The following is a 22,767-nucleotide window of genomic DNA, read 5'->3' as shown; positions in this document are numbered from 1 at the left end:
TGACTCCACAAGCACCCACACGAATTGCTTGATTCAGTTGTTAAAGAGCGGTTGGTTAAGATCTTTCGTCTCAACCGAGGCGCGCATTCTACAGCAGCCTCTGTTGCTGTCAAGCGGTTTTTTTAAGAAGCTTTCAAAGTTTCCTTTGTAACTTCAACCACTTGCGCTTCCGATCTCTCGTTAGCGGGAGGCGAATTCTACAGCGTTACACGCTGCTGTCAACACCTCTTTTTCTCCGCTTTCGACCGATAAGATCGAACCGTTAATAGGGCTAAACAACACTGCCTTATTAACTCTTTCTGGGCTTCGATGATCTGAAGCAGCCCGCTGTCGAAACCAACATAACTCTTTGTTTACCAAGGAGTTTTCCATTTCGACTGCGCCGGAAGTGGGGCGAATTATAGACTTCCAGAATCTGCCGTCAACCCTTAATTTAGCTTTTCTATCAATCCATCCCGAGGATCACAGAATCCACCTATATATAGAGGAAAACTGGGCAAGCTGAGCAATATATTGCTCATCGCTGAACAGTTAAGCATCATAGTCACTTCTGCTACTTCAAATATGACCTTGGACGAACACCCTCAATGACCACTTCCCCCCGTAGCCTGGCCTCGACATTGTTTCCGGTCGGCCTGCTGCTCATTGCCATGGCCTCCATTCAATCAGGCGCATCACTCGCCAAAAGCATGTTCCCCATTGTAGGCGCCCAAGGCACCACCACCCTGCGCTTGATTTTCGCCAGCGTGATCATGCTGCTTCTATTACGTCCCTGGCGCGCCAAGCTCACAGCCAAGTTCCTCCAGACCGTGGTCGTCTACGGAATGGCCTTGGGCGGGATGAACTTCCTCTTCTATATGTCACTGCGAACCGTTCCACTGGGAATCGCAGTAGCCCTGGAGTTCACCGGCCCACTGGCCGTCGCCATTTATGCTTCGCGGCGTGCTGTGGACTTTCTCTGGATAGCCTTGGCCATCATTGGCCTTCTGCTGCTGATCCCCATGGGAGAAGCCAGCAACGGCATTGACCTGACCGGCGCCGCTTACGCACTGGGCGCAGGTGTGTGCTGGGCGCTCTATATTTTGTTCGGCCAAAAGGCCGGCGCTGACAACGGCGTACAAACCGCCGCCCTAGGTGTAATGATTGCCGCACTATTTGTCGCGCCGATCGGAATTGTCCACGCGGGCGCGGCATTACTCACTCCCTCCCTGATCCCGATTGCCATTGGTGTCGCCATTTTATCCACCGCCCTGCCCTACACCCTGGAGATGGTCGCCCTGACTCGCCTGCCCGCCCGCACATTCGGAACCTTGATGAGTATCGAGCCCGCGTTCGGCGCACTGTCCGGCCTGTTTTTCCTTCAAGAACACTTGTCCCTGGCGCAGTGGCTGGCGATCACCTGCATCATCCTGGCCTCCGTTGGCGCAACCCTGACCATGCGTAACGAATCAAAGCCACTCGTTCCTGCAGATTAATTCAGGATTTGACGTAGCTCTGGCATTTGCCGCTCAATTAGGCCATGTTTAGACCGTAACCCAGTGTCAGTCATGGAGAATTTAGATAAGGACATCATGAACGCTACAGTCGAGAGCGAGCAAAGCCAGCTTCGTGCTGTTAAGCGAGGCGGCTATTAAGGATAGGAATGAAGCGAATTTTGATGCTGTTGATGATTGTGGCGATTGCAGGTTGCGCCGCGACCACCAAGACCGAAGTGAAACGGGGGAAAAAGGGCCTGCATATCAACTGCTCGGGACTGTCCTCCTCCTGGGACAAGTGCTATGCCAGCGCAGCTAATTCATGTGGAGCCAAAGGCTATAAGGTCATCGCCAAGTCAGGCGACAACGCCGAAGACCCGGGCGACTACCCGTTCGGCCTCAACCCCGCCGGCTACACCAGCCGAAGCATGATTGTCATCTGCAAGTAGCTGTCGACGCTCTCATAGCTTCGCCAGCTGTTGACTGAGTACATCGTAGTTCGATGACAGGACCTGCGCCTGCACCTGTGGGCTGACCATCATCCGTGCCACTACCAGGGCACCGATGCATTGCGACAGGATCGACCACGCCAGGTCCTCGCTGCCCAACGTTGCAGCCCACCCCGCCTGCAATCGGCAAATCCAGTCCTGCGCCTGTTGCCGTACAGCCACATCAGACCGCGCAATCTCCGCTCCCAGGCTCGGCAACGCGCAGCCCACTTCCGACTGCTCCACATGGGCCATGCTCAAATAGAACTTCAGACAGCGATCCAGCCGTTCCCGACTCTGCATACCATTGCCGTTCAAGCGCTCAAGACTATGGCTCAATTCACGTTCGACAATCGAGCCGAACAGCTCGTCCTTCGAGGCGAAGTGGCTATAAAACGCGCCGCCACTCAAGCCAATGGCTTTCATCAAGCCATCCACCCCGACACTGGCAAACCCTTCTTTCTTCGCCAAGGCCGCGCTGCTATCCAGCAGCTTCTCTCTGGTTTCCTGCTTATGACTGGCCGAATATCGCATCACTTCCCTCTCTGTTGGCAGCTTGACGCATGTCGGATCGTAGCATAACGTTCGTTTGGCTAACGATCGTTTACCAAAGGATCTCCCATGACGAACAACAAGAAAATCGTACTGGTAGTGGGTGCCGGCGATGCCACAGGTGGCGCCATCGCCAAGCGCTTCGCCCGAGAGGGTTACGTCGCCTGCGTGACCCGCCGCAGCGCCGATAAGCTGCAACCTCTAGTGGAAAGCATCCAGGCAGCAGGCGGTGAGGCGCATGGCTTTGCCTGCGATGCCCGCAAGGAAGAGGACGTCATCGCCCTGATCGAACAGATTGAAACCGAGTTGGGGCCCATCGAAGCCTTCGTCTTCAACATCGGCGCCAACGTACCGTGCAGTATCCTGGAAGAAACCGCCCGCAAGTACTTCAAGATTTGGGAAATGGCCTGTTTCTCAGGCTTCCTCAACGCCAGGGAAGTAGCCAAGCGCATGGTCACCCGTAATCGCGGGACCATCCTGTTTACCGGTGCCACCGCCGGCCTGCGTGGCGCCGCCGGCTTTGCGGCATTTGCTGGAGCCAAACACGGGATCCGCGCGCTGGCGCAAAGCATGGCCCGCGAACTGGGCCCGCGAAATATCCACGTCGCCCACGTAGTCGTCGATGGCGCCATCGACACCGACTTCATCCGCGACAACTTCCCGCAAAAGTACGCCCTCAAGGATCAGGACGGCATTCTCAACCCTGAGCACATCGCCGATAACTATTGGTACCTGCATAGCCAGCCGCGGGACGCCTGGACCTTCGAGCTGGACCTGCGCCCTTGGAATGAACCCTGGTAAGCACGCCTCATAACAATAAACAGCGAGTACACAGCATGAGTAAAACCGTGGAGTTTTTCTTCGATCTCGGCAGCCCTGCCACCTATTTGGCCTATACCCAGCTTCCAGCTCTATGCGCGGCAAGCGGCGCCCATCTGATTTATAAACCAATGCTGCTGGGCGGCGTGTTCAAGGCCACCGGCAATGCGTCACCGGCCACCGTTCCCGCCAAAGGCCGCTACATGTTCCAGGACCTGGCGCGCTATGCCCAGCGCTACAACGTCCCGCTCAAGTTCAATCCGCACTTTCCCATCAACACCTTGCTGCTGATGCGTGCAGTCACCGGCATTCAGATGCACCAGCCCGAGCGCTTTCTCGACTTCATCGACTGCCTGTTCCGCGCACTTTGGGTAGAGGGCCGTCACTTGGGAGACCTGTCCGTGGTAGCCGCAGTACTCGCTGAACGCGGCTTCGACCACGAGCACGTCCTGGCGTTGACCAATGACGACGTCGTAAAAGCCGCCCTCAAGGACAACACCGAGCATGCCATCCAGCGTGGCGTATTCGGAGCCCCGACCATGTTCGTCGGCAACCAGCTGTTCTTCGGCCAGGATCGACTGGAGTTTGTACGCGAAGCGCTGAGCTAAATTTCAATCACCAAACGCCCTTTAGCGCCGCCCGCGAGTAACTCGTACGCGGCGTGTGCCGTATGCAGGTCGAAATGACGCGCATCAAGGATCGGCTTGAGCTTCCCTGCGTCGATCAAGCGCGCCGTCTCGGCAAGTATGTGCCCGTGGTGCTCGCGCCCCTTGCCCGTCAGCATCGGCAGAAGGGTAAACACCCCGGAATACGTTGCTCCGCGAAACGACAACGGCGCCAGTCGATGGGAGCCCCAACCAAGACAACTCAGCACATGACCGAAATAGGTCCTCGCCGCCCGGAAGGACGCATCCAGTGTCGGCCCACCCACCGTGTCGTAAACAATGTCAAAACCCTCGCCCGCTGTGTGCGAAGCCACGTACTCCTCAACGCTCATCTGTTGATAGTCGATAAACGTCGCGCCGAGCCCTTCAATCAACGCCCGTTGCCTGCCCGAACCGGTCGCAAACACCTCTGCGCCAAACGCGTTAGCCAATTGCGCCGCGACATGTCCTACACCGCCCGCACCACCCTGAATCAAAACTTTATGTCCGGGCCCTACATGGGCACGGTCCACCAACCCTTCCCATGCAGTAATCAGCACAAGCGGCAATGCCGCCGCCTCACGCATGCTTAGTGTCACAGGCTTTCTCGCCAACAGAAGCGCATCAACCACCGCAAATTCCGCCAAAGAACCCTGGATACCTCCAACTCCGGCTGCCAAGGCGTAAACCTCATCGCCCACTTTCCACTCGTAGACATCCGGGCCAACCCCCTCAACAATCCCCGCCAAGTCCAAGCCCATCACTGCCGGCAGCGGCTGACGGGCATGGGCCGCCTCACCGGCACGTATTTTCCCATCCAGCGGGTTGAGTCCACTGGCCTTGATCCTTACCAGAACCTCACCGGCACTCGGTATTGGCCGTGGAATCGTGACCAACCGTAACGGCCCATTCGCCACATCCACCATCAGAGCCTGCATTTGAGTTGTATCAGTCATGGTCGTGATCTCGGTTCATCAGGAAGTGAACGCCATGATGTCCCGGCCCATTCATGCCGATAAGGCGCAAAATCGCTATAGTGACCATGCTAATAAGGCATGAATTGGTAGCCCCATGGATAAGCTCAACGCAATGGCCATTTTTGTCCGGGTGATCGAGCGCGGGAGTTTTTCTGCGGTAGCCCGGGAGCTGCAGACCACTCAGCCAACCATCAGTAAAGTACTGCGTGCCCTGGAAACCGAACTGGGAGGCAAGCTGATTTCCCGCAGCACTCGCAAACTCTCCCTGACGGATGAAGGACAGCGCTACTACGGGCACTGCCGCCAAATCCTCGCGGCGGTGGATGCCGCGGAGCACAGCTTCCAATCCGGCAAGGAAGCGGTTGCCGGGCCGTTACGCATCGGCTCATCGATCAGCTTCGGACGCCTGCACATTGCTTCGCGCCTGGCGGGATTTCTCGAACGATACCCGCAGGTAAACATCGACCTGCAACTCAACGATCAGAATCAGGACCTGGTCAGCGAAGGTCTGGACGTTACCCTGCGCATCGGCGAGTTACGCGACAGCGGCCTGATCGCCCGGCAGATCAGCACCACCCACCGAGTCACCCTCGCCAGCCCGGCCTATCTGGCCCGACACCCTGCACCGCAAACCCCGCAAGATCTGACCCAGCACAATTGCCTGCTCTTCAACTTGCTCAGCAGTCAGAACCAATGGGTTTACGAAAAGGACGGGGCGCGACACAGCGTCAAGATCATGGGCAACGCCCAGAGCAATAACTCCGAGGCCGTACGCGAGATGGTATTGGCGGGGCTCGGCATTGCGCTGTCGCCCCTGTGGTTGTTCTTTGATGACCTGACGGCCGGCCGAGTGGTCGCCGTACTGCAGGACTACACCCCGCAGTCGCTTCCGATTCACGCCGTTTCGGCGCCGAATCGTCGCCAGTCCGCCCGGGTCAAAGCCTTTATCGACTACATGGCCGATGCCTTGACCCAGGCGCCCGAGCTGCAGCCCCTCAGATAGCGGCCGTACGCCCCTGCAACCACTCCAGCGCAGCGCCACTGAGCAGCGGACTCAGGCGCTCGCGCACTTGCGCATGGTAGTCGTTGAACCACTGGCGCTCTTCCACCGTCAGCAGCGAAGGCTCCAGGCAGCGGGTATCGATCGGGCACAGGGTGAGTGTCTCGAACTTGAGGAACTCGCCAAACTCGGTCTTGCCCGCTTCACGGTTCAACACCAGGTTCTCGATGCGCACGCCCCAACGGCCCGGACGGTAAGTGCCCGGTTCGATGGACGTAATCATGCCCGCCTGCATCGCCGTTTGCGGCGCAGCGACGGCTTGGTAGGCGATCACCTGCGGACCTTCATGCACATTTAGGAAATAACCTACGCCATGGCCGGTACCGTGGCCGTAATCCACGCCTTCAGCCCAGATCGGAGCGCGGGCGATGGAGTCCAGCAGCGGCGAAAGAATCCCCTTGGGGAAATGCGCGCAGGACAACGCGATCACACCCTTGAGCACACGCGTGCAATCGCGCTTCTGCTCTTCGCTTGGCGTGCCGATAGGCACCATCCGCGTGATATCGGTCGTGCCGCCCAGGTACTGGCCACCCGAGTCGATCAGCAGCAAACCATCGCCTTCGATCAGCGCGTGCTCTTCTTCAGTCGCGTGATAGTGCGGCATCGCACCGTTGGCGTTGAACGCGGCAATCGTATTGAAGCTCAACGACACATAACCCGGACGACGGGTACGGGCCGCGGTCAGGTGTTCATCAATGGTCAGTTCGGTGATGCGTTCGCGACCCAACGCGCTGTCGAGCCAGGCGAAGAATTCGCACAGCGCCGCACCATCCTGCTCCATGGCCTGACGAATATGCTCGGCGTCCGCCAGGCTTTTGCGCGACTTGGCCAAGGTAGTAGGGTTCAGGCCTTCGATCAGCGTCACGCCACTGCCAAGGTTTTCCAGCAAGCCAGCGGTCACCCGTGCCGGGTCGACCTGCACACCGGTGCCCGAAGGAATATCCTTCAAAGCCGCCGCAACTTCGCTGTAATCCCGCAGGGTCACGCCATCCTGTTCCAGCACGGCGCGAAGCTCGGCGTCGACCTTGCTCAAGGCCACAAACAACGTCGCCTGCTGCTGGCCGATCAAGGCAAAGGATACAAACACCGGGTTGAACGAAACGTCGCCGCCGCGCAGGTTAAACAGCCAGGCAATGTCGTCCAGGGTCGCGATGAAATGCCAGTCGGCGCCTTTCTCCTGCAGGCTGGAACGCAAGGCGGCGAGTTTTTCGCCACGGCTCACGGTGGCCTGCGGCGGCAAATGCTGATAGATCGGCTGGTTCGGCAAGGTCGGACGGTCTTGCCAGACTTCATTCAACAGGTCGATGTCCGTGCGCAAGCGTGCACCACGGGATTCCAACTTGCTGCCCAGGGTGCGCGCCGAGGCCACGGCCATAACCGCGCCATCCACGGCAACTACACCGCCTTCCGGGGTCTGCTCTGCCAGCCATTCCAGCGGCCCGGGCTGGCCGGGTTGCAGCTTGACCAACTCGATACCACTGCCTTTGAGTTCCTTGGTCGCCTGTTCCCAGTAACGGCTGTCTGCCCACACACCGGCGAAATCAGCGGTGACAATCAGCGTGCCCACCGACCCATGAAACCCCGACAACCACTGACGGCCCTGCCAGTAACCCGGCAGGTATTCGGACAAATGCGGGTCGGCCGACGGCACCAACAGGGCATGAATACCCTCGCGGCTCATCAGTTCGCGGGTGTGCGCCAGGCGCTGGGGAACCGTTCCATGGGTCAAAGGCTGTGTGCTCATCGTGTCTCCTGCTAACCACTAATAATTGTTATGGGGTCAAACGGCCCAGAAAGCCGGTGCGCTGGCCAGTGCGGCCTTGATCAACTGAACCGCCTGATCGATGTCCTGCTCGGTGGTAAACCGCCCGAGGCTCAAGCGTATGGTGCGACCTGCGCTGCGAGCATCATGGCCCAGCGCAAGAAGCACATGGGACGGTGCATTGCTTGCCGAATTGCAGGCCGAAGTGGCCGAGAAGGCAATGCCCGCGCTCAACGCGGCGGAATTGAATTCGCCCTCGCTGAACGTCAGGCTCAAGGTATGGGGAATACGTTGGGTAAGACTGCCATTGAGGCGCACCCCGGCAATCGTATTCAGCTGTTCCAGCAGGCGCTCGCGCAGGGCAACAATGGTCGCCTTTTCTTCAGCAAAGGACGCTGCCGCCAGGGCGAACGCCGTGCCCATGCCGGCGATCTGGTGAGTCGCCAGGGTTCCGGAACGCAAGCCGCCTTCATGGCCACCGCCGTGAATCTGCGCCAGCACTTTCTGCTGCGCACGTGGGCCGACGTACAGCGCGCCGATGCCCTTGGGGCCATAGAGTTTGTGGGCGGAAAATGACATCAGGTCCACCGGCCACTCAGCCAGGTCAATCGCGACCTTACCGGCGCCCTGCGCCGCATCCACATGAAATAACGCACCGTGTTCACGCACTCGCGCGCCAATCGCCTGGATATCGTTGAGGGTGCCCAGCTCGTTGTTCACCAGCATCAGCGACACCAGGAAGGTGTCCTCACGCAACGCTTCGCTCACCGCCTCGACGCTGATCAAACCCTCGGCGTCCGGCACCAGGTACGTCACCGCAACCCCGGCTTCCTGCAGTTGGCGGGCGGTGTCGAGCGTGGCCTTGTGTTCAATCTGGCTGGTGATGATATGCCCACCGGCCACGCCCCGCGCCTGGGCGACGCCCTTGATGGCGAGGTTGTTGGACTCCGTGGCACCGGAGGTCCAGACGATCTGTGCCGGCTCCGCGCCAACCAGTTCGGCCACTTGGCCCCGCGCCTGCTCAACCGTTTGCCGGGCCTGTTGGCCGAACGCATGGGAACTGGACGCAGGGTTACCGAAGTTGGCGTTGAAGCCCAGGCACTCGACCATCACCTGGATGACCCGCTCATCCACCGGCGTGGTGGCGGCGTAGTCGAAATACAGCGGACGTTTATTCATGACGTTAAAGACTCGCAGAGCATGTTCCCGAGAACAACGTCTCAGGGGCAGCGATCAGGAAGGAAGATGGTTTACCTGATTCCGTGCCGTTAAAGAAAGACCACTTTATTTAAAAGTGCGTAGGAACGCTCCTGAAATTCAGCTTAACAGGCTCCGGGAAACGGATGGCAAACAAAAAGCCCGAGGTTCCTGTGGGAAACCTCGGGCTTTTCAGACCTGGCCACTGACTCAACTGGGGCGACCGTGCAGCGTCATGCCGCGCTCGGCGTTCATTTCACCCTGACGGTCGAAACCGAAGGTTTTCTGTGGCTGGCCAGTCAGTTCGGCTTTCTTCTGTTGGTATTCATCAAACGACAGGCCTCGACGGCTCAGGGCTTCCAGCGCCAGCTCCTTGCTCTCCTCAGCCGAGTAGGCACGCAGTTCAGGCGACGAATGTGTCGCGCAACCGGCAAGGACTGAGGTGACAAGCAATACGGAAATGGCGAGAAAACGGTTCATGGCGAAGGTCCTGCGAAACGGGTTGAAGTCAATGAGCACAGGCTACTCCCGCACCTGCACGGTGAAAAATCATCAGCCGTGATAGTCGCTATCAACCCTTGCGACACCTGTGATAGCCAAGTCTTATATTCCATGTAGATCTATAAATATGGAAATACGTTCATTTACGGAATAAACACAACCCTCTATAAATGGCTTCAACGCTCACGCCACTGTTCGCCTGGCAACTGTTGCTCAGGCAACAGTCATTCAACAAAACACCAGGCAGACAACACCGTCATTTTCCAACACCTGGCCCACAACCCGCGCCAGTCAAGGCCTGCGCAGCTTGGTACAGCTCTTGCTCAAGCCCTGCTACTGCTCTTGCCCTGAGCCACTGTTGAAAAAGGAACTGTTGATGACCCGTCCACTGAATGTCGTTGCCCTCTCCGGCGGAACCTGGCGCCCGTCCCGCACCCTGGTGTTGACCCAGGCCGTGCTGGCCGAACTGGCCAATCAATTGCCGATCCAGACCACCCTGATTGAACTGGGCGACATTGCCCGGCCACTGGGCGGCGCACTGTCACGCCAGGAACTGCCCGCCGACGTCGAGGCGCAACTGCACGCCATCGAACAGGCCGACCTGCTGATCGTCGCCGCCCCGGTGTATCGCGGTTCCTACCCAGGCCTGCTCAAGCACCTGTTCGACCTGGTCGACCTCAACGCCCTGATCAACACCCCGGTGTTACTCGCGGCCACCGGCGGCAGTGAACGCCACGCGCTGGTACTCGATCACCAGTTGCGCCCGCTGTTCAGTTTCTTCCAGGCCCTGACTTTGCCGATTGGCGTGTACGCCACTGAGGCCGACTTCACCGACTACCAAATAACCAGTGAGCCCTTGAAGGCCCGCATTCGCCTTGCTGCAGAACGCGCCGCGCCGTTGTTTGCCGCGCATCCCACCTCTCTGCTGAAAATCGCTTAAGGATTTGTCATGGATGTTTTCTGGTTTCTGCCTACACACGGTGACGGCCATTACCTGGGCACCACCCAAGGCGCTCGCCCGGTCACCCTCAACTATTTGAAACAAGTCGCCCAAGCCGCAGACAACCTCGGCTACCACGGCGTGCTGATCCCCACCGGCCGCTCCTGCGAAGACTCTTGGGTGATCGCCTCGGCGCTGGTGCCGCTGACCGAACGCTTGCGCTACCTGGTAGCGATTCGTCCGGGGATCATTTCGCCGACCGTCTCCGCACGCATGGCCGCCACCCTAGACCGCCTGTCCAATGGCCGCCTGTTGATCAACGTGGTGACCGGCGGTGACCCCGACGAAAACCGCGGCGACGGCAGCTTCCTCGATCACAGCGAACGCTACGAAGTGACCGACGAATTCCTCAAGATCTGGCGCCGCGTGTTGCAGGGAGAATCCGTGGACTTCGAAGGCAAACACCTGCGGGTGCAGAACGCCAAGGCACTTTACCCACCGGTGCAGAAGCCGTATCCACCGTTGTACTTCGGCGGTTCCTCCGACGCCGCCCACGACCTCGCCGCCGAACAAGTCGACGTGTACCTGACCTGGGGTGAACCACCGGCCGCCGTCGCGGAAAAACTCGCCGACGTGCGTGAGCGCGCCGCCCGCCACGGGCGCACCGTCAAATTCGGGATTCGCCTGCATGTGATCGTGCGCGAAACCGAGGAAGACGCCTGGAACGCTGCCGCCAAACTCATCGAACACATCAGCGACGAAACCATCGCCGCCGCGCAAAAATCCTTCTCGCGCTTTGACTCCGAAGGCCAGCGGCGCATGGCTGCGCTGCACGACGGGCGCCGCGACAACCTGGAGATCGCCCCTAACCTGTGGGCTGGCGTCGGCCTGGTGCGTGGTGGCGCGGGCACGGCCTTAGTGGGTAACCCCCAGCAAGTCGCCGAGCGGATCAAGGAATACGCGGACCTGGGCATCGAAAGCTTCATCTTCTCCGGCTACCCGCACCTGGAAGAGGCGTATCGCTTTGCCGAACTGGTGTTCCCGCTGCTGCCGGAACCCTACGCGAGCCTGGCCGGGCGCGGCGTCACCAACCTCACCGGACCGTTCGGCGAAATGATTGCCAACGATGTCCTGCCGGCAAAAGCCAAGGCCTGACTTGCCGTCTGCCGGGGTACGCCCCGGCACACCATGAGGAATCCCGCGTGACAGCCAAACCCAACAGCGTCCTGCCCTCCCTCTTGCAGACCGCCAAACTGCTGGCCGCCGAATTCGCCCTTACTGCGGTCGAACGCGACGAGCGCGGCGGCACACCCAAGACCGAACGTGACGCCCTGCGCCAAAGCGGCTTGCTGGCCCTGAGCATTCCCACCCAATACGGCGGCCTCGGCGCCCGGTGGAGCGAGACCCTGGAGATCGTTCGCGAGTTCGCCAAAGTCGACAGTTCCATCGCCCACGTTTTCGGCTTTCATCACCTGATGCTCGCCACCGTGCGGCTGTTCTCCCGCCCGGAGCAATGGCAACCCTGGTTCGAACAGACCGCGCGCAAAAACTGGTTCTGGGGCAACGCCCTCAACCCGCTGGACACGCGCACGGTGGTCAAAGCCTTCGGCGGCTGGCGCGAGTTTTCCGGCAAGAAAAGCTTCTGCTCAGGCGCCAGCGACTCGGAAATGCTGATCGCCTCGGCGGTGGATGAAAGCGCCGGCGGCAAGCTGCTGATCGCGGCCATCCCCAGCGGGCGCAGCGGCATCACTTTGCACAATGACTGGAACAACATTGGCCAGCGCCAGACCGACAGCGGCAGCGCCAGCTTCGAACGGGTACGCGTGGAGGAGTCGGAATTGCTCCTCGATCCCGGCCCGCTGAGCACACCCTTTGCCTGCCTGCGCCCGCTGATCGCCCAGTTGACCTTCACCCACATGTTCCTCGGCATCGCCGAAGGCGCTTTCGAAGAAGCAAGAAATTACACCCTGACCGAAACCCGGCCCTGGCATAAATCCACGGTACAGGACATTCGACAGGACCCGTACGTGCTCAACCACTACGGCGAATTCTGGGTCGCCCTTGAAGGCGTGCGCCTGCTGGTAAAGCGTGCCGCCGAACTGCTGGACCAGGCCTGGGCCAAGGGCCCGAGCCTCAGCGAAAGCGAGCGCGGCGAGCTGGCCATTGCCATCGCCACGGCCAAGGTCGCCGCCACACGCAACGGCCTGGAGCTGTGCAGCCGCCTGTTCGAAGTCACCGGCGCGCGTTCCACCCACGCCTCCCTGCGCCTGGACCGGCACTGGCGCAACCTGCGCACGCAAACCTTGCACGACCCGGTGGACTACAAACTCCACGAACTGGGGGACTGGGCGTTGAACCAGTCCCTGCCGATTCCCACGTTCTACTCCTAGAAGAGGTGCCCATGCAGCTTTTAACCCTACCGCCCTCGCCCGCTCTTGCGACCTCGATCCGCGCCACGGCCCAGGTCTTCGAAGACCCGAAATCCCAGGCGCTGCTGGCGCACATCCAGCAAGTCGCGCCCAGCGAAGCCAGCGTGCTGATCATCGGCGAAACCGGCACCGGTAAAGAGTTGGTGGCGCGCCATATCCACAATCTCAGCGCCCGGCGCAACCGACCGTTCGTGGCGGTAAACTGCGGCGCGTTTTCCGAATCCCTGGTGGAAGCCGAGCTGTTCGGCCATGAAAAAGGCGCCTTCACCGGCGCCCTCGGCGCCAAGGCCGGCTGGTTCGAGGAGGCCGATGGCGGCACCCTGTTCCTCGATGAAATCGGTGATTTGCCGATGGCAATTCAGGTCAAGCTGCTGCGAGTGCTCCAGGAGCGCGAAGTGGTGCGCCTGGGCTCACGCAAAAGCATTCCCATCGACGTGCGGGTATTGGCGGCCACCAACGTTCAGTTGGAAAAGGCCATCAACGCCGGGCATTTCCGCGAAGACCTGTACTACCGCCTCGACGTGGTCAGCCTCGAACTCAGCCCATTGCGGGACCGGCCCGGCGATATCCTGCCACTGACCCGACACTTTATCGAAGCCTACAGCCAGCGCCTGGGTTACGGCCCGATCACCATCAGCCGCGAGGCCGAGCAGAAACTCAAAAGCTACAGCTGGCCGGGCAATATCCGCGAGCTGGAAAACGTGATTCATCACACCCTGCTGATCTGCCGCAACGGCGTGATCGAACGCGACGACCTGCGTCTGTCGAACATGCGCATCGAGCGTCAGGACGACAGCCAGCACGGCATCGACAACAGCGCTGAAGCCCTGCTGGAACGCGCCTTTCAAAAACTCTTCGAGGAACAGGCCGGAGCCTTGCACGAAAAGGTCGAGGATGCGCTGCTACGCGCCGCCTACCGCTTCAGCCACTACAACCAGGTGCACACCGCCAACTTGCTGGGCCTGAGCCGCAACGTGACGCGTACCCGCTTGATCAAGATCGGCGAGCTGGCCGTGAACAAGCGCCGCCCCGGCGAGAACGTGCAGGGCGAGCGCATGTTGCACCTGTCAATTTAGGCGGCAGTGCAAAGCGTTGTCATGGCTGCGCTCGATACTGCGCAGCACCTGGAACGAACCAAAGGTCACCGCCGTGGCCTGGTGGGCGCGTATCAGCGTCCAGAAATCTTCCTCACCGTGCTCAAAACACTTGAAGGCCGCCTCACCGTCCTCGCGTGAGCGCCATTGCAAGTAGCTGAGCACCCGGCGCCCATCATCGCTGACCTGCACGCTGGCATTGATAAAGCCGCCATGCCCCTGGGCCAAACGCTCGCTTTGGGATGACAGGGCCGCTACCAACGCGGATTGCTGCTGAGGTTCGATCTGGAACTCGACCATCTGGGTAAAACTCAGACTCTTCTCTAATAGCTGCATGAACATTCCCCTCTCACTGTAGGCACAATCTTGCGATTCGATGCCACGCAGGGTAAAACCTCTAGTTAAGTCAAGGTCAAGGGCTATTTCATGGTCACCAAAGAACTCACCGTCGGCCAATTGGCGGCTCGCAGCGGCGTGGCCGTTACCGCCCTGCACTTCTACGAAACCAAGGGGTTGATCAAGAGCAGCCGCAACGCCGGCAACCAGCGCCGCTACTCGCGGGATGTGTTGCGCCGGGTGGTGGTAATCAAGATTGCCCAGCGTTTGGGCATCCCTTTGGCGACGATCCATGAGGCACTGCAAACCCTGCCCGATGGCCGCACGCCCAACGCTGCCGATTGGGAGCGCCTGTCTGCGCTGTGGCGTGAGGACCTGGACCAGCGCATCGACAAACTGATGCTGCTGCGGGACAAACTCAGTGGCTGCATTGGTTGCGGGTGTTTGTCACTGGAGGCATGCCCGTTGCGCAATCAGGATGACGTACTCGGTGAGCGCGGGCCCGGCGCTCAGCTGTTGGAGCCCAGCGTAAATCCCTGATATGGAAACCCAATCAATGTGGGAGCGGGCTTGCTCGCGAATGCGGAGTGTCAGTCACTCAATAAGTTGGCTGATCCATCGCATTCGCGAGCAAGCCCGCATTTGATCTCCATTAAGCTTAGAAGCCCGGAGCAATCTGTCCTTTATAACGGGTCAGGATGAACTGGCGCACTTCATCGGAGTTCAACGCCTTGGCCAGCTTCTGGATGCCCGGGTCGTTGATGTTGTCCGGGCGCGCTACCAGGTACTCGACGTACAGGCTCTTGCCCTTCTCGACGATCAACGCGCTGTTGGTGTCGATCCCCGCTTCCAGGGCGTAGTTGGCGAACACGAACGCCAGGTCCACCTGGCTCACGGAGCGGGCCAGCAACGCCCCCTCCAACTCACGAATTTTCAGGTGCTTGGGGTTTTCGACGATGTCCCGCGGGGTGGCCAAGGTATTGCTCGGGTCCTTGAGTTTGATCAGGCCGGCTTCATCCAGCAGCACCAAAGCGCGGCCGGTATTGACCGGGTCGTTGGGGATCGACACCGTGGCGCCGTCTTTCAACTCGGCAATGTTTTTGATCTTGGTCGAATAGGCACCAAACGGCTCGATGTGCACGCCGACCACCGGCACCAGATTGGTATGCCGAGTCTTGTTGTAGTCATCCAGGAACGGCCGGTACTGGTAGTAGTTGGCGTCGATGTTCTTCAGTGCCAGTTGCTGGTTGGGCTGGATGAAATCGGTGAAGACCTTGATTTGCAGGTCCACGCCTTCCTTGGCCAGCACGGGTTTTACGAACTCGAGGATCTCGGCGTGAGGCACGGGCGTGGCGCCGACGACCAGCGTCTCGTTGGCAAAGGCGTTGAAGGACAAGACAGCGGCCAAGATGGCCAGGGATTTTTTCATGGTTGCTCCGAAGGCATTAGTTATAGGAATCAACGGCGGCTGTAACGCGCCACCAAACGGTCCCCGGTCATTTGCAGGGCCTGCACCAGCACCAACAGCAGCAACACGGTGACCACCATCACGTCGGTCTGGAAACGCTGATAGCCATAGCGAATCGCCAAGTCGCCCAGGCCACCGCCACCGATCACCCCGGCCATCGCGGTGTAGTCCACCAGCACAATCGCGGTGACGGTGACCGCCGCCAACAGCCCTCCCCGGGCTTCCGGCAACAGCGTGTGGCGGATCACCTGCCAGGTGCTGGCGCCCATGGATTGGGTGGCTTCCACCACGCCACGGTCGACTTCACGCAAGGCGGTTTCCACCAGCCGCGCGAAGAACGGCGTACAGCCCACCACCAACGGCGGGATAGTGCCGGGCACGCCCAGCGAGGTGCCCACCAGCAAGGTGGTCACCGGGATCAGCACGATCAGCAGGATGATGAACGGCAGCGAACGCAACACGTTCACCACCACCGACAGCGCCCGATACACCATCAGGGTTTCGTGCAACTGGCGCTTGCCGGTGAGGAACAACACCACCCCCAGCGGCAACCCCAGCAGCACGGTAAAACCCAGGGCCGCAGTGAGCATGCTCAGGGTTTCCAGGCAGGCCTGGCCGATGTCGGCCCAGTAGATGTTTTTAAACAGCTCGGCCATGGTTCAGGACCAGTCGTGACGCGGTGGCTTGGCACCGTTGAGTAACCAGTTGCCCACCACGTGGTACTTCCAGCGCACCGGGTCATGCAGGGTGTGCACCCGGGCGTTGCGCCAGTGGCGGTCGAAGTTGTGCTTCTTCAAGGTGGAACGGGTGCCGCCGAGTTCGAAGAGCTTGTTGCTGGCTTCTATGGCGATTTCGGTGGTCAGCACCTTGGCCCGGGCGACAGCCAGGGAGGCGTGGGCAACGTTGTCTTCATCGGGTGCCGGGCGCGCGGTGTCCAGGGCTTTTCCGGCGCGCTCCAGCAAGGCTTCCGCCGCTTCGAGGCGAATATCCAGCGCGCCAACCTGAATGATGGTCAGCGGATCTTCACTGGCCTTTTCCACCCCGGCATCGATCCACGGGCGGGCGAATTGCTGGACGAACTGCACCGTGTCACGCAGCGCGGCACGGGCGATGCCTGCGTCTATCGCGGCGGTGGTCAATTGGGCGAAAGGTCCGGCCAGGGTCGGCGAATCGTAGGAGCGATGGGTAGGAAAAAGATTGAAAGCTGGCACCTTCAAGTCATCGGCCAGCACCGTGCCGCTGGACGTGGTGCGCTGACCCATGCTGTCCCAGTCGTCGACCACCACCAAGCCTTCAGTACCACGGGGCACGAATGCCAACTGCGCATTTTGCTGTTCATCCAGCGCCAGCACCGCGAGCCAGTGGGCGTACAGCGAACCGGTGCAATAACCCTTGCGACCGTTGATCACATAGCCGTCGCCTTGCCGGCGGATGGTCGCCTGGATGTCCTGGACGTTCTTGCCGCCAGTTTCCGACAGTGCATTGGCAAACCGATGCCCTTCCAGCGCCAGGCCAAAAAAGTACGCCTGCTGCTCAGGCGTACCTTGCAGGCGGATGTCTTCCAGCAGGCAGTAATGGTTCTGCGGGATCTGCCCCAGCGAAGGGTCGGCTGCCGAGATGATCGCTATCACCTGGGCCAGCACCGCGTAGGACACCTGGGCGCCGCCAAACTCACGGGGCACGCTGATGCCCCACAGGCCGCTGTTGGAATACAGGTCGACGACTTCCGCGGGCACCTGGCGGGTACGGTCGCGTTCGGCGTCTTGTTCCAGTAACACGGCGGCGACCCGATGAGCAACGGTCAGGGCCTGGGCCTCGTCGCGGATCAGCTCGGCGTGGGGCGTGTGAATCGGGTAATCGGCAGATACAGGCAGTACAGACATACAACGCTCTCGGGCGAATGATTGACCTGAGCTATTGCAGCTTCTGTGCCTGAGGCGCCAGGCCCTCAAACACAAGGGTTTGCACCCGCCGTGGCCGTAGCAAACCGCCCATGGTGCAGCAAACTGCCGGTTTGCTGTTGCCTGGCCAACACCTCGTCGGCTGCCCGCAGGCCACGGCACACGTGGCCTATAGTGAAAGGGCCGTCCCTCCATAACCACAACCAAGGAGAACGATATGAGCGTTAAACCCATTCCCGAGGGCTATCACAGCATCACGCCGTACCTGGGTATCGAAAAAGCCGCTGAAGCCATCGAGTTCTACAAGAAAGCCTTCGGCGCCACCGAAGTCATGCGCCTGGACATGCCCGACGGCAAGATCGGCCATGCTGAACTGCGCATTGGCGATTCGGCGATCATGCTGGCCTCGCCCTGCGGCGAGATGTCGTTCGGCAGCCCGGGAAAAGAACACCCCAGCGTGTGCCTGCATCTGTATGTGCAGGACGTCGACCAACAGTTCGCCCAGGCGATCAAGGCTGGCGGCACGGCGATCTCAGAACCCAAGGATCAGTTTTACGGTGACCGCTCCGGGACGTTGAAAGACCCGTTCGGGCATGTGTGGTTTTTGGCCACGCGCAAGGAGGATTTGACCGAGGCGCAGGTTCGCCAGCGTGCCGAGGCGATGTTTAAACAGGGCTAAAGCCTTGAATAACCCCTGTGGCGAGGGGGCTTGTCCCCCGTTGGGCTGCGCAGCAGCCCCAAAAAAAACGGGAGCGCTTCGCACTCCAACGGGGGACAAGCCCCCTCGCCACAGGTAAACCTGACCTCAGCAAAAGCCTGACCAGAACCAGAAAGCCGGCTTCAACACACTTCATGAACAACCCCTCCACGTTTTCCCCCTTGCCCCCGGCGCCGTGTGATTTCAGGATGCAGGCAATCATCACAAGGAGTCATTCCATGTTCGCCGGATTCCAAAAAGACCAGCGCCACGTCAACGGTGTGGACATCTGCTACCGCAAAGGCGGCACGGGTCCCGGCCTGCTTCTGCTGCACGGGCACCCGCAGACCCACGTCATCTGGCACAAGGTCGCCGAGCAACTGGCCGAACACTTCACCGTGGTCGCCGCCGACCTGCGCGGTTACGGCGACAGCAGCAAGCCCCCCGCCAATGACCACCACACCCACTACTCCAAACGCGAAATGGCCCGCGACGGCGTCGAATTGATGAAGGCCCTGGGCTTCGATGAGTTCTCGGTATTGGCCCACGACCGTGGCGCCCGTGTCGCCCATCGCCTGGCACTGGACCACCCAAAGGCCGTACAGCGCATGGTGCTGCTGGACATCGCACCGACCCTGTCCATGTACGCCCAGACCGACGAAGCCTTCGCCCGCGCCTACTGGCACTGGTTCTTCCTGATCCGCCCGGCGCCGCTGCCCGAGAGCCTGATCGAAGGTAACCCCGAGCTGTACCTGCGCAGCGTCATGGGCAGCCGCAGTGCCGGGCTCAAGCCGTTCACCGACGAAGCCTTCGCCGAATACCTGCGCTGCCTGAAACTGCCCGGCACCGCCACCGGCATCTGCGAAGACTACCGCGCCGCTGCCGGCATCGACCTTGAGCACGACCGCGCCGATATCGACAAAGGCAATCACCTGGAACTGCCGTTGCTGGTGATGTGGGGCGCCGAAGGTACCGTCGGCCGCTGCTTCGAACCCCTCAAGGAATGGCAGAAAGTCGCTACCGACGTAAGTGGCAAGGCCCTGCCGGCCGGCCACTATATCGCTGAAGAAGTCCCTGAGCTGTTGCTCGGCGAAGTCCTGACCTTCCTTCGCTGAGCCTTTATGCACCGCTGATCTGACCGCTCCCGCCCCGCAGGCTTGAAACAGCTGCGACGGGAGCGGCTTGCCCAAAAAACGTCTCGAGATAATAAAAATGACAATCAGAAAACTGCTGGGAACCCTGTATGTGCAAGTGATCATCGCCATTGTGCTGGGCGTGTTGATCGGCAACCACTGGCCCCAGGTGGGCATCGACCTCAAGCCCTTGGGCGACGGCTTTATCAAGCTGATCAAGATGATCATCGGCCCGATCATCTTCTGCACGGTGGTCTCCGGCATCACCAGCATGCACGACGTGAAGCAGGTGGGCCGCGTGGGCGGCAAGGCGCTGCTGTACTTCGAGATCGTCTCCAGCATTGCCCTCGTAATCGGCATCCTCGCTGCGCACCTGCTGCACCCGGGCGTGGGTTTCAACATCGACGTGAAGACCCTCGACACCTCGGCCATCGCCGGTTTCGTCGGCCAGGCCGAACACGGCGAAGGCGTCACCGGGTTCCTGATGCATGTGATCCCGACGACCTTCTTCGACGCCTTCTCCAAAGGCGAAATCCTGCCGGTACTGTTTGTATCGGTGCTGTTTGGTCTCGGGCTGGTGATGATCGGCGAGAAGGGCCGGCCCCTGGTGGGCGTGATCAACCAGGCCAGCGAAGTGTTCTTCCGTATCGTCGGCATGATCAGCCGCGTCGCACCAATCGGTGCGTTCGGGGCGATCGCCTTCACCATCGGCAAATACGGCCTGGGCTCGCTGCTGCCGCTGTTGAAACTGGTGGGCACGTTCTACGTCACCGCGTTTTTCTTCGTCGCCGTGGTGCTGGGCAGCATTGCCCGGTATGTGGGGTTCAGCATCTTCAAGCTGCTGACCTACATCAAAGCCGAGCTGTTGATCGTGCTGGGCACCAGTTCATCCGAATCGGCCCTGCCGCAACTGATCCAGAAACTCGAAAGCCTCGGCGCGTCCAAAGGCGTGGTGGGGATCGTGGTGCCCACTGGCTACACCTTCAACCTGGATGGCACCAACATCTATATGACCCTGGCGGTGCTGTTCCTGGCCCAGGCGACCAATATCGACCTGTCACTGGAGCAACAACTGACCCTGCTGGCGGTGGCGATGCTCACCTCCAAAGGCGCGGGTGCGGTGGTGGGTGCAGGTTTTGTCGCGCTGGCCGCGAGCCTCGCGGTGGTGCCCACGGTGCCGGTGGCGGCGATGGTGCTGATCCTGGGCGTCGACCGCTTCATGGCCGAGTGCCGTTCGCTGACCAATATCATCGGCAACGCTGTGGCCGCGCTGGTGGTGGCCGCCTGGGAAGGTGAACTGGACCGCGAGAAAATGGCCCCCATCGCCCTCAAGCATGGCCGCCATGCGCGGGCCGCCGCACAGGCGAAGATCGCCGCCGAGTAACTTAAACACCGATACCCTGTGGCGAGGGAGCTTGCTCCCGCTGGGCTGCGTAGCGGCCCCAAGATCTTTGGGAGCGCTACGCACTCCAGCGGGAGCAAGCTCCCTCGCCACAGCAAGCTCCCTCACCACAGAAGCTCCCTAGCCACACCGGTGCTATTCTGGCGGTTCATGCCGCCACGCCTGCTTCTGATGACTAACAAGAAAGATACCGTGCCTCTACCTGAAGACCTGCGGGTATTCCTGACTGTGATCCGCAAGGCCGGCTTTGCTGCGGCTGCCGATGAGCTGGGGTTGTCCCCGGCCTACGTCAGCAAGCGTATCCAGATTCTCGAAACCACCCTCGCCACCCGTCTGCTGCACCGCACCAGCCGCCGCATTGCCCTGACCGAGGACGGTGAACGGGTGCAGCGCTGGGCCGTGCGTATTCTCGAAGATTTCCAGCAGTTGTCCGACGAACTCTCCGACGCCCACGATAGCCCCCGAGGCCATCTGCACTTGTGCAGCAGCTTTGGCTTCGGCCGCAACCATGTGGCGCCGGCCCTGTCGTTGCTGGCCGAACAGTACCCGGACCTGGAAATCCGCCTGGACCTGTTTGACCGGGTGGTGGATATCGTCAGCGAGGGTTTCGACCTGGAGATCCGCGTGGGCGATGACATTCCCGGCCAACACATCGGCCGCCGGCTGGTGAGCAACCGCCGGGTACTGTGTGCGGCGCCCGCCTACCTCGAACGCCGTGGCACACCGCAGCACTTGAGTGACCTGGAACAGCACGATTGCCTGGTGCTCAAGGAGCGCGACAACGCGTTTGGTATCTGGCACCTGGAGCGTGATGGCGTGCAGGACAGCGTGCGTGTGCGCGGGCCGCTGTCGTCCAACAATGGCGAAATTGTTTTGCAATGGGCCCTCGACGGGCGCGGGGTGTTGCTGCGTTCGATGTGGGATGTGAAGCCGCTGCTGGAACAAGGGAAACTGGTCCAGGTGCTGCACGATTACACCCAGAGCGCCAACGTGTGGGCGGTGTACCCGACGCGGTTGGCGTACTCCGGGAAGTTGCGGGCGTGTGTTGAGTTTTTGCAGGAGCACTTTAAGGGGTTGTCGATTTAGCGCGTCGGGGTTGGGTACATATCCGTTGCTGTGGTAACGGCTGCTATGGGTTCCGCCCTTACGGCGGCTCACTTTTGAACAGCGCAAAAGTAAGCAAAACGCTCTTGCCCCACCACTCGGCACCTCGCCTGGGCTCGGTGTGCCCTCACTCCGGCTTTGGAGCGTGGGCCGCCGCGATGGGCCATCCTTGGCCCAGCGCGGCTAACCCGGCGTCCTGCCGGGTTACCCACGCTCCAAAGCCTGCGTTCGGCCAGCGTGGTTTAACGGGGCGCCTAAGATCAAGATCAAAAGCAGATCAACAGCACAGCGGCCTACCGGCCGGCTTGAGTGTGGTGAAGCAACAGCAACAGCAACAGCAACAGCAACAGCAAAACCAGAATCGGGCACGGTCCAAATGTGGGAGCGGGCTTGCTCGCGAAGGTCGTTAACGATGACGTTGGCATCCTGAATGAACGCGGCGCCCTCAGGTTTTTCGCGAGCAAGCCCGCTCCCACAGAAAAGCAGCTCTGCTTTCGCTCTCGATCTTGCCTCTGCTTCTAACACTCAAGCCGGCCGGGAGGCCGCTGTGCTCTGCTTTTGATCTGCTTTTGATTTTGATCTGACTGCCCCATTCAGCCCGAGGCCGAACGCAGGTATTGCGGAGCGGGTAAACCGGCAGGACGCCGGTTTAGCCGCGCCGGGCCATGGATGGCCCGTCGCGGCGGCCCGCGGAGCAATACCGGAGTGAGGGAACACCGAGCCTAGGCGAGGTGCCGACAGGCGGGGCAGAGCGTTTTGGTTACTTTTGCGCTTTTCAAAAGTGACCC

23 protein-coding genes are annotated in these 22,767 nt (G+C 60.5%); 14 read left to right on the top strand and 9 right to left on the bottom strand.

Going from position 1 to position 22,767, the window contains the following annotated elements; translation table 11 throughout:
- Positions 1–587: 587 nt before the first annotated feature.
- On the top strand, positions 588–1,475 hold the full coding sequence (gene rhtA, locus AU074_RS22995) for a threonine/homoserine exporter RhtA (RefSeq protein WP_076016658.1): 888 nt from the start codon (positions 588–590) through the stop codon (positions 1,473–1,475).
- 167 nt (positions 1,476–1,642) lie between these two features.
- Positions 1,643–1,924: a hypothetical protein gene (locus AU074_RS22990; RefSeq protein ID WP_076016657.1), complete on the top strand. Its 282-nt coding sequence runs from the start codon at positions 1,643–1,645 to the stop codon at positions 1,922–1,924.
- Positions 1,925–1,936: 12 nt separating this feature from the next.
- Here AU074_RS22990 and AU074_RS22985 read toward each other — a convergent pair whose 3' ends face one another.
- On the bottom strand, positions 1,937–2,497 hold the full coding sequence (locus AU074_RS22985) for a TetR/AcrR family transcriptional regulator (protein ID WP_076016656.1): 561 nt from the start codon (positions 2,495–2,497) through the stop codon (positions 1,937–1,939).
- Positions 2,498–2,584: 87 nt separating this feature from the next.
- On the opposite strand from AU074_RS22985, the gene AU074_RS22980 reads away from it, so the two are divergent.
- Both AU074_RS22980 and AU074_RS22975 read left to right on the top strand, forming a co-directional pair.
- Complete coding sequence (locus AU074_RS22980) at positions 2,585–3,316, top strand: SDR family oxidoreductase (protein WP_076016655.1); 732 nt, start codon at positions 2,585–2,587, stop codon at positions 3,314–3,316.
- 35 nt (positions 3,317–3,351) lie between these two features.
- Entirely contained in the window at positions 3,352–3,942 is a 591-nt protein-coding gene (locus tag AU074_RS22975; protein ID WP_076016654.1) for a 2-hydroxychromene-2-carboxylate isomerase, read from the top strand.
- Here AU074_RS22975 and AU074_RS22970 read toward each other — a convergent pair.
- On the bottom strand, positions 3,939–4,934 hold the full coding sequence (locus tag AU074_RS22970; RefSeq protein WP_076016653.1) for a zinc-dependent alcohol dehydrogenase family protein: 996 nt from the start codon (positions 4,932–4,934) through the stop codon (positions 3,939–3,941). The two genes, AU074_RS22975 and AU074_RS22970, sit on opposite strands and share 4 nt — an antisense overlap.
- A 115-nt stretch (positions 4,935–5,049) precedes the next feature.
- Here AU074_RS22970 and AU074_RS22965 point away from each other — a divergent pair, with 115 nt between their 5' ends.
- Positions 5,050–5,958 carry a LysR family transcriptional regulator gene (locus AU074_RS22965; protein WP_076016652.1) on the top strand — a complete coding sequence of 303 codons (909 nt, stop codon included), beginning with the start codon at positions 5,050–5,052 and terminating at the stop codon, positions 5,956–5,958.
- Here AU074_RS22965 and AU074_RS22960 read toward each other — a convergent pair.
- The 3 genes from AU074_RS22960 to AU074_RS22950 form a co-directional block, all read right to left on the bottom strand.
- The gene (locus AU074_RS22960; protein WP_076016651.1) at positions 5,951–7,759 is read right to left on the bottom strand and encodes an aminopeptidase P family protein; all 1,809 of its coding nucleotides are present in this window, start codon (positions 7,757–7,759) and stop codon (positions 5,951–5,953) included. The genes AU074_RS22965 and AU074_RS22960 overlap by 8 nt on opposite strands.
- A 36-nt stretch (positions 7,760–7,795) precedes the next feature.
- Positions 7,796–8,956 (bottom strand): cysteine desulfurase family protein, encoded by a 1,161-nt coding sequence (locus AU074_RS22955; RefSeq protein WP_076016650.1) that lies wholly within the window; start codon positions 8,954–8,956, stop codon positions 7,796–7,798.
- Positions 8,957–9,184: 228 nt separating this feature from the next.
- Positions 9,185–9,454 carry a DUF547 domain-containing protein gene (locus tag AU074_RS22950; RefSeq protein WP_076016660.1) on the bottom strand — a complete coding sequence of 90 codons (270 nt, stop codon included), beginning with the start codon at positions 9,452–9,454 and terminating at the stop codon, positions 9,185–9,187.
- 397 nt (positions 9,455–9,851) lie between these two features.
- On the opposite strand from AU074_RS22950, the gene msuE reads away from it, so the two are divergent.
- Genes msuE through AU074_RS22930 form a run of 4 tightly spaced genes read left to right on the top strand, consistent with a single transcriptional unit; the run spans position 9,852 to position 13,920 of the window.
- Entirely contained in the window at positions 9,852–10,415 is a 564-nt protein-coding gene (gene msuE / locus AU074_RS22945) for an FMN reductase (RefSeq protein WP_017476818.1), read from the top strand.
- A 9-nt stretch (positions 10,416–10,424) separates the two neighbouring features.
- Positions 10,425–11,570, top strand: coding sequence for an FMNH2-dependent alkanesulfonate monooxygenase (gene ssuD / locus AU074_RS22940; RefSeq protein WP_076016649.1), 1,146 nt, complete (start codon positions 10,425–10,427; stop codon positions 11,568–11,570).
- A gap of 47 nt (positions 11,571–11,617) precedes the next feature.
- Complete coding sequence (locus AU074_RS22935; RefSeq protein ID WP_076016648.1) at positions 11,618–12,805, top strand: acyl-CoA dehydrogenase family protein; 1,188 nt, start codon at positions 11,618–11,620, stop codon at positions 12,803–12,805.
- A gap of 11 nt (positions 12,806–12,816) precedes the next feature.
- A complete protein-coding gene (locus AU074_RS22930) occupies positions 12,817–13,920 on the top strand; it encodes a sigma-54-dependent Fis family transcriptional regulator (protein ID WP_076016647.1) in 1,104 nt (367 codons plus the stop codon).
- Here AU074_RS22930 and AU074_RS22925 read toward each other — a convergent pair.
- Positions 13,912–14,274, bottom strand: a complete 363-nt coding sequence (locus AU074_RS22925) for an antibiotic biosynthesis monooxygenase (protein WP_076016659.1) — start codon at positions 14,272–14,274, stop codon at positions 13,912–13,914. The genes AU074_RS22930 and AU074_RS22925 overlap by 9 nt on opposite strands.
- A gap of 90 nt (positions 14,275–14,364) precedes the next feature.
- On the opposite strand from AU074_RS22925, the gene soxR reads away from it, so the two are divergent.
- Positions 14,365–14,814, top strand: coding sequence for a redox-sensitive transcriptional activator SoxR (gene soxR, locus AU074_RS22920; RefSeq protein ID WP_076016646.1), 450 nt, complete (start codon positions 14,365–14,367; stop codon positions 14,812–14,814).
- Positions 14,815–14,932: 118 nt separating this feature from the next.
- On the opposite strand, the gene AU074_RS22915 is transcribed toward soxR, so the two are convergent.
- The 3 genes from AU074_RS22915 to AU074_RS22905 are packed head-to-tail and all read right to left on the bottom strand — an operon-like array spanning position 14,933 to position 17,625.
- On the bottom strand, positions 14,933–15,703 hold the full coding sequence (locus tag AU074_RS22915; RefSeq protein WP_076016645.1) for a MetQ/NlpA family ABC transporter substrate-binding protein: 771 nt from the start codon (positions 15,701–15,703) through the stop codon (positions 14,933–14,935).
- Positions 15,704–15,732: 29 nt separating this feature from the next.
- The gene (locus AU074_RS22910) at positions 15,733–16,398 is read right to left on the bottom strand and encodes a methionine ABC transporter permease (RefSeq protein ID WP_076016644.1); all 666 of its coding nucleotides are present in this window, start codon (positions 16,396–16,398) and stop codon (positions 15,733–15,735) included.
- 3 nt (positions 16,399–16,401) lie between these two features.
- Complete coding sequence (locus tag AU074_RS22905) at positions 16,402–17,625, bottom strand: SfnB family sulfur acquisition oxidoreductase (RefSeq protein ID WP_076016643.1); 1,224 nt, start codon at positions 17,623–17,625, stop codon at positions 16,402–16,404.
- Between the two features lie 235 nt (positions 17,626–17,860).
- Between AU074_RS22905 and AU074_RS22900 the strand changes: the two genes are divergently transcribed.
- The 4 genes from AU074_RS22900 (at position 17,861) to AU074_RS22885 (ending at position 21,961) form a co-directional block, all read left to right on the top strand.
- Entirely contained in the window at positions 17,861–18,322 is a 462-nt protein-coding gene (locus tag AU074_RS22900) for a VOC family protein (RefSeq protein ID WP_076016642.1), read from the top strand.
- A 257-nt stretch (positions 18,323–18,579) separates the two neighbouring features.
- On the top strand, positions 18,580–19,455 hold the full coding sequence (locus AU074_RS22895; protein ID WP_076016641.1) for an alpha/beta fold hydrolase: 876 nt from the start codon (positions 18,580–18,582) through the stop codon (positions 19,453–19,455).
- A gap of 97 nt (positions 19,456–19,552) precedes the next feature.
- A complete protein-coding gene (gene dctA / locus AU074_RS22890; protein ID WP_076016640.1) occupies positions 19,553–20,857 on the top strand; it encodes a C4-dicarboxylate transporter DctA in 1,305 nt (434 codons plus the stop codon).
- A gap of 189 nt (positions 20,858–21,046) precedes the next feature.
- Positions 21,047–21,961 (top strand): LysR substrate-binding domain-containing protein, encoded by a 915-nt coding sequence (locus AU074_RS22885; protein ID WP_201124923.1) that lies wholly within the window; start codon positions 21,047–21,049, stop codon positions 21,959–21,961.
- The last annotated feature ends 806 nt before the right edge of the window (positions 21,962–22,767 follow it).

Source organism: Pseudomonas sp. ATCC PTA-122608, assembly GCF_001952855.1.
In the GTDB taxonomy this organism is placed as follows: Bacteria; Pseudomonadota; Gammaproteobacteria; order Pseudomonadales; family Pseudomonadaceae; genus Aquipseudomonas.
This window is presented reverse-complemented; position numbering and strand designations above follow the sequence as displayed.

Coding starts and splice junctions, on each gene's coding strand:
- rhtA (WP_076016658.1), top strand. CDS start 588: ATGACCACTTCCCCCCGTAGCCTGGCCTCGACATTGTTTCCGGTCGGC.
- AU074_RS22990 (WP_076016657.1), top strand. CDS start 1,643: ATGAAGCGAATTTTGATGCTGTTGATGATTGTGGCGATTGCAGGTTGC.
- AU074_RS22985 (WP_076016656.1), bottom strand. CDS start 2,497: ATGCGATATTCGGCCAGTCATAAGCAGGAAACCAGAGAGAAGCTGCTG.
- AU074_RS22980 (WP_076016655.1), top strand. CDS start 2,585: ATGACGAACAACAAGAAAATCGTACTGGTAGTGGGTGCCGGCGATGCC.
- AU074_RS22975 (WP_076016654.1), top strand. CDS start 3,352: ATGAGTAAAACCGTGGAGTTTTTCTTCGATCTCGGCAGCCCTGCCACC.
- AU074_RS22970 (WP_076016653.1), bottom strand. CDS start 4,934: ATGACTGATACAACTCAAATGCAGGCTCTGATGGTGGATGTGGCGAAT.
- AU074_RS22965 (WP_076016652.1), top strand. CDS start 5,050: ATGGATAAGCTCAACGCAATGGCCATTTTTGTCCGGGTGATCGAGCGC.
- AU074_RS22960 (WP_076016651.1), bottom strand. CDS start 7,759: ATGAGCACACAGCCTTTGACCCATGGAACGGTTCCCCAGCGCCTGGCG.
- AU074_RS22955 (WP_076016650.1), bottom strand. CDS start 8,956: ATGAATAAACGTCCGCTGTATTTCGACTACGCCGCCACCACGCCGGTG.
- AU074_RS22950 (WP_076016660.1), bottom strand. CDS start 9,454: ATGAACCGTTTTCTCGCCATTTCCGTATTGCTTGTCACCTCAGTCCTT.
- msuE (WP_017476818.1), top strand. CDS start 9,852: ATGACCCGTCCACTGAATGTCGTTGCCCTCTCCGGCGGAACCTGGCGC.
- ssuD (WP_076016649.1), top strand. CDS start 10,425: ATGGATGTTTTCTGGTTTCTGCCTACACACGGTGACGGCCATTACCTG.
- AU074_RS22930 (WP_076016647.1), top strand. CDS start 12,817: ATGCAGCTTTTAACCCTACCGCCCTCGCCCGCTCTTGCGACCTCGATC.
- AU074_RS22925 (WP_076016659.1), bottom strand. CDS start 14,274: ATGCAGCTATTAGAGAAGAGTCTGAGTTTTACCCAGATGGTCGAGTTC.
- soxR (WP_076016646.1), top strand. CDS start 14,365: ATGGTCACCAAAGAACTCACCGTCGGCCAATTGGCGGCTCGCAGCGGC.
- AU074_RS22915 (WP_076016645.1), bottom strand. CDS start 15,703: ATGAAAAAATCCCTGGCCATCTTGGCCGCTGTCTTGTCCTTCAACGCC.
- AU074_RS22910 (WP_076016644.1), bottom strand. CDS start 16,398: ATGGCCGAGCTGTTTAAAAACATCTACTGGGCCGACATCGGCCAGGCC.
- AU074_RS22905 (WP_076016643.1), bottom strand. CDS start 17,625: ATGTCTGTACTGCCTGTATCTGCCGATTACCCGATTCACACGCCCCAC.
- AU074_RS22900 (WP_076016642.1), top strand. CDS start 17,861: ATGAGCGTTAAACCCATTCCCGAGGGCTATCACAGCATCACGCCGTAC.
- AU074_RS22895 (WP_076016641.1), top strand. CDS start 18,580: ATGTTCGCCGGATTCCAAAAAGACCAGCGCCACGTCAACGGTGTGGAC.
- dctA (WP_076016640.1), top strand. CDS start 19,553: ATGACAATCAGAAAACTGCTGGGAACCCTGTATGTGCAAGTGATCATC.
- AU074_RS22885 (WP_201124923.1), top strand. CDS start 21,047: ATGACTAACAAGAAAGATACCGTGCCTCTACCTGAAGACCTGCGGGTA.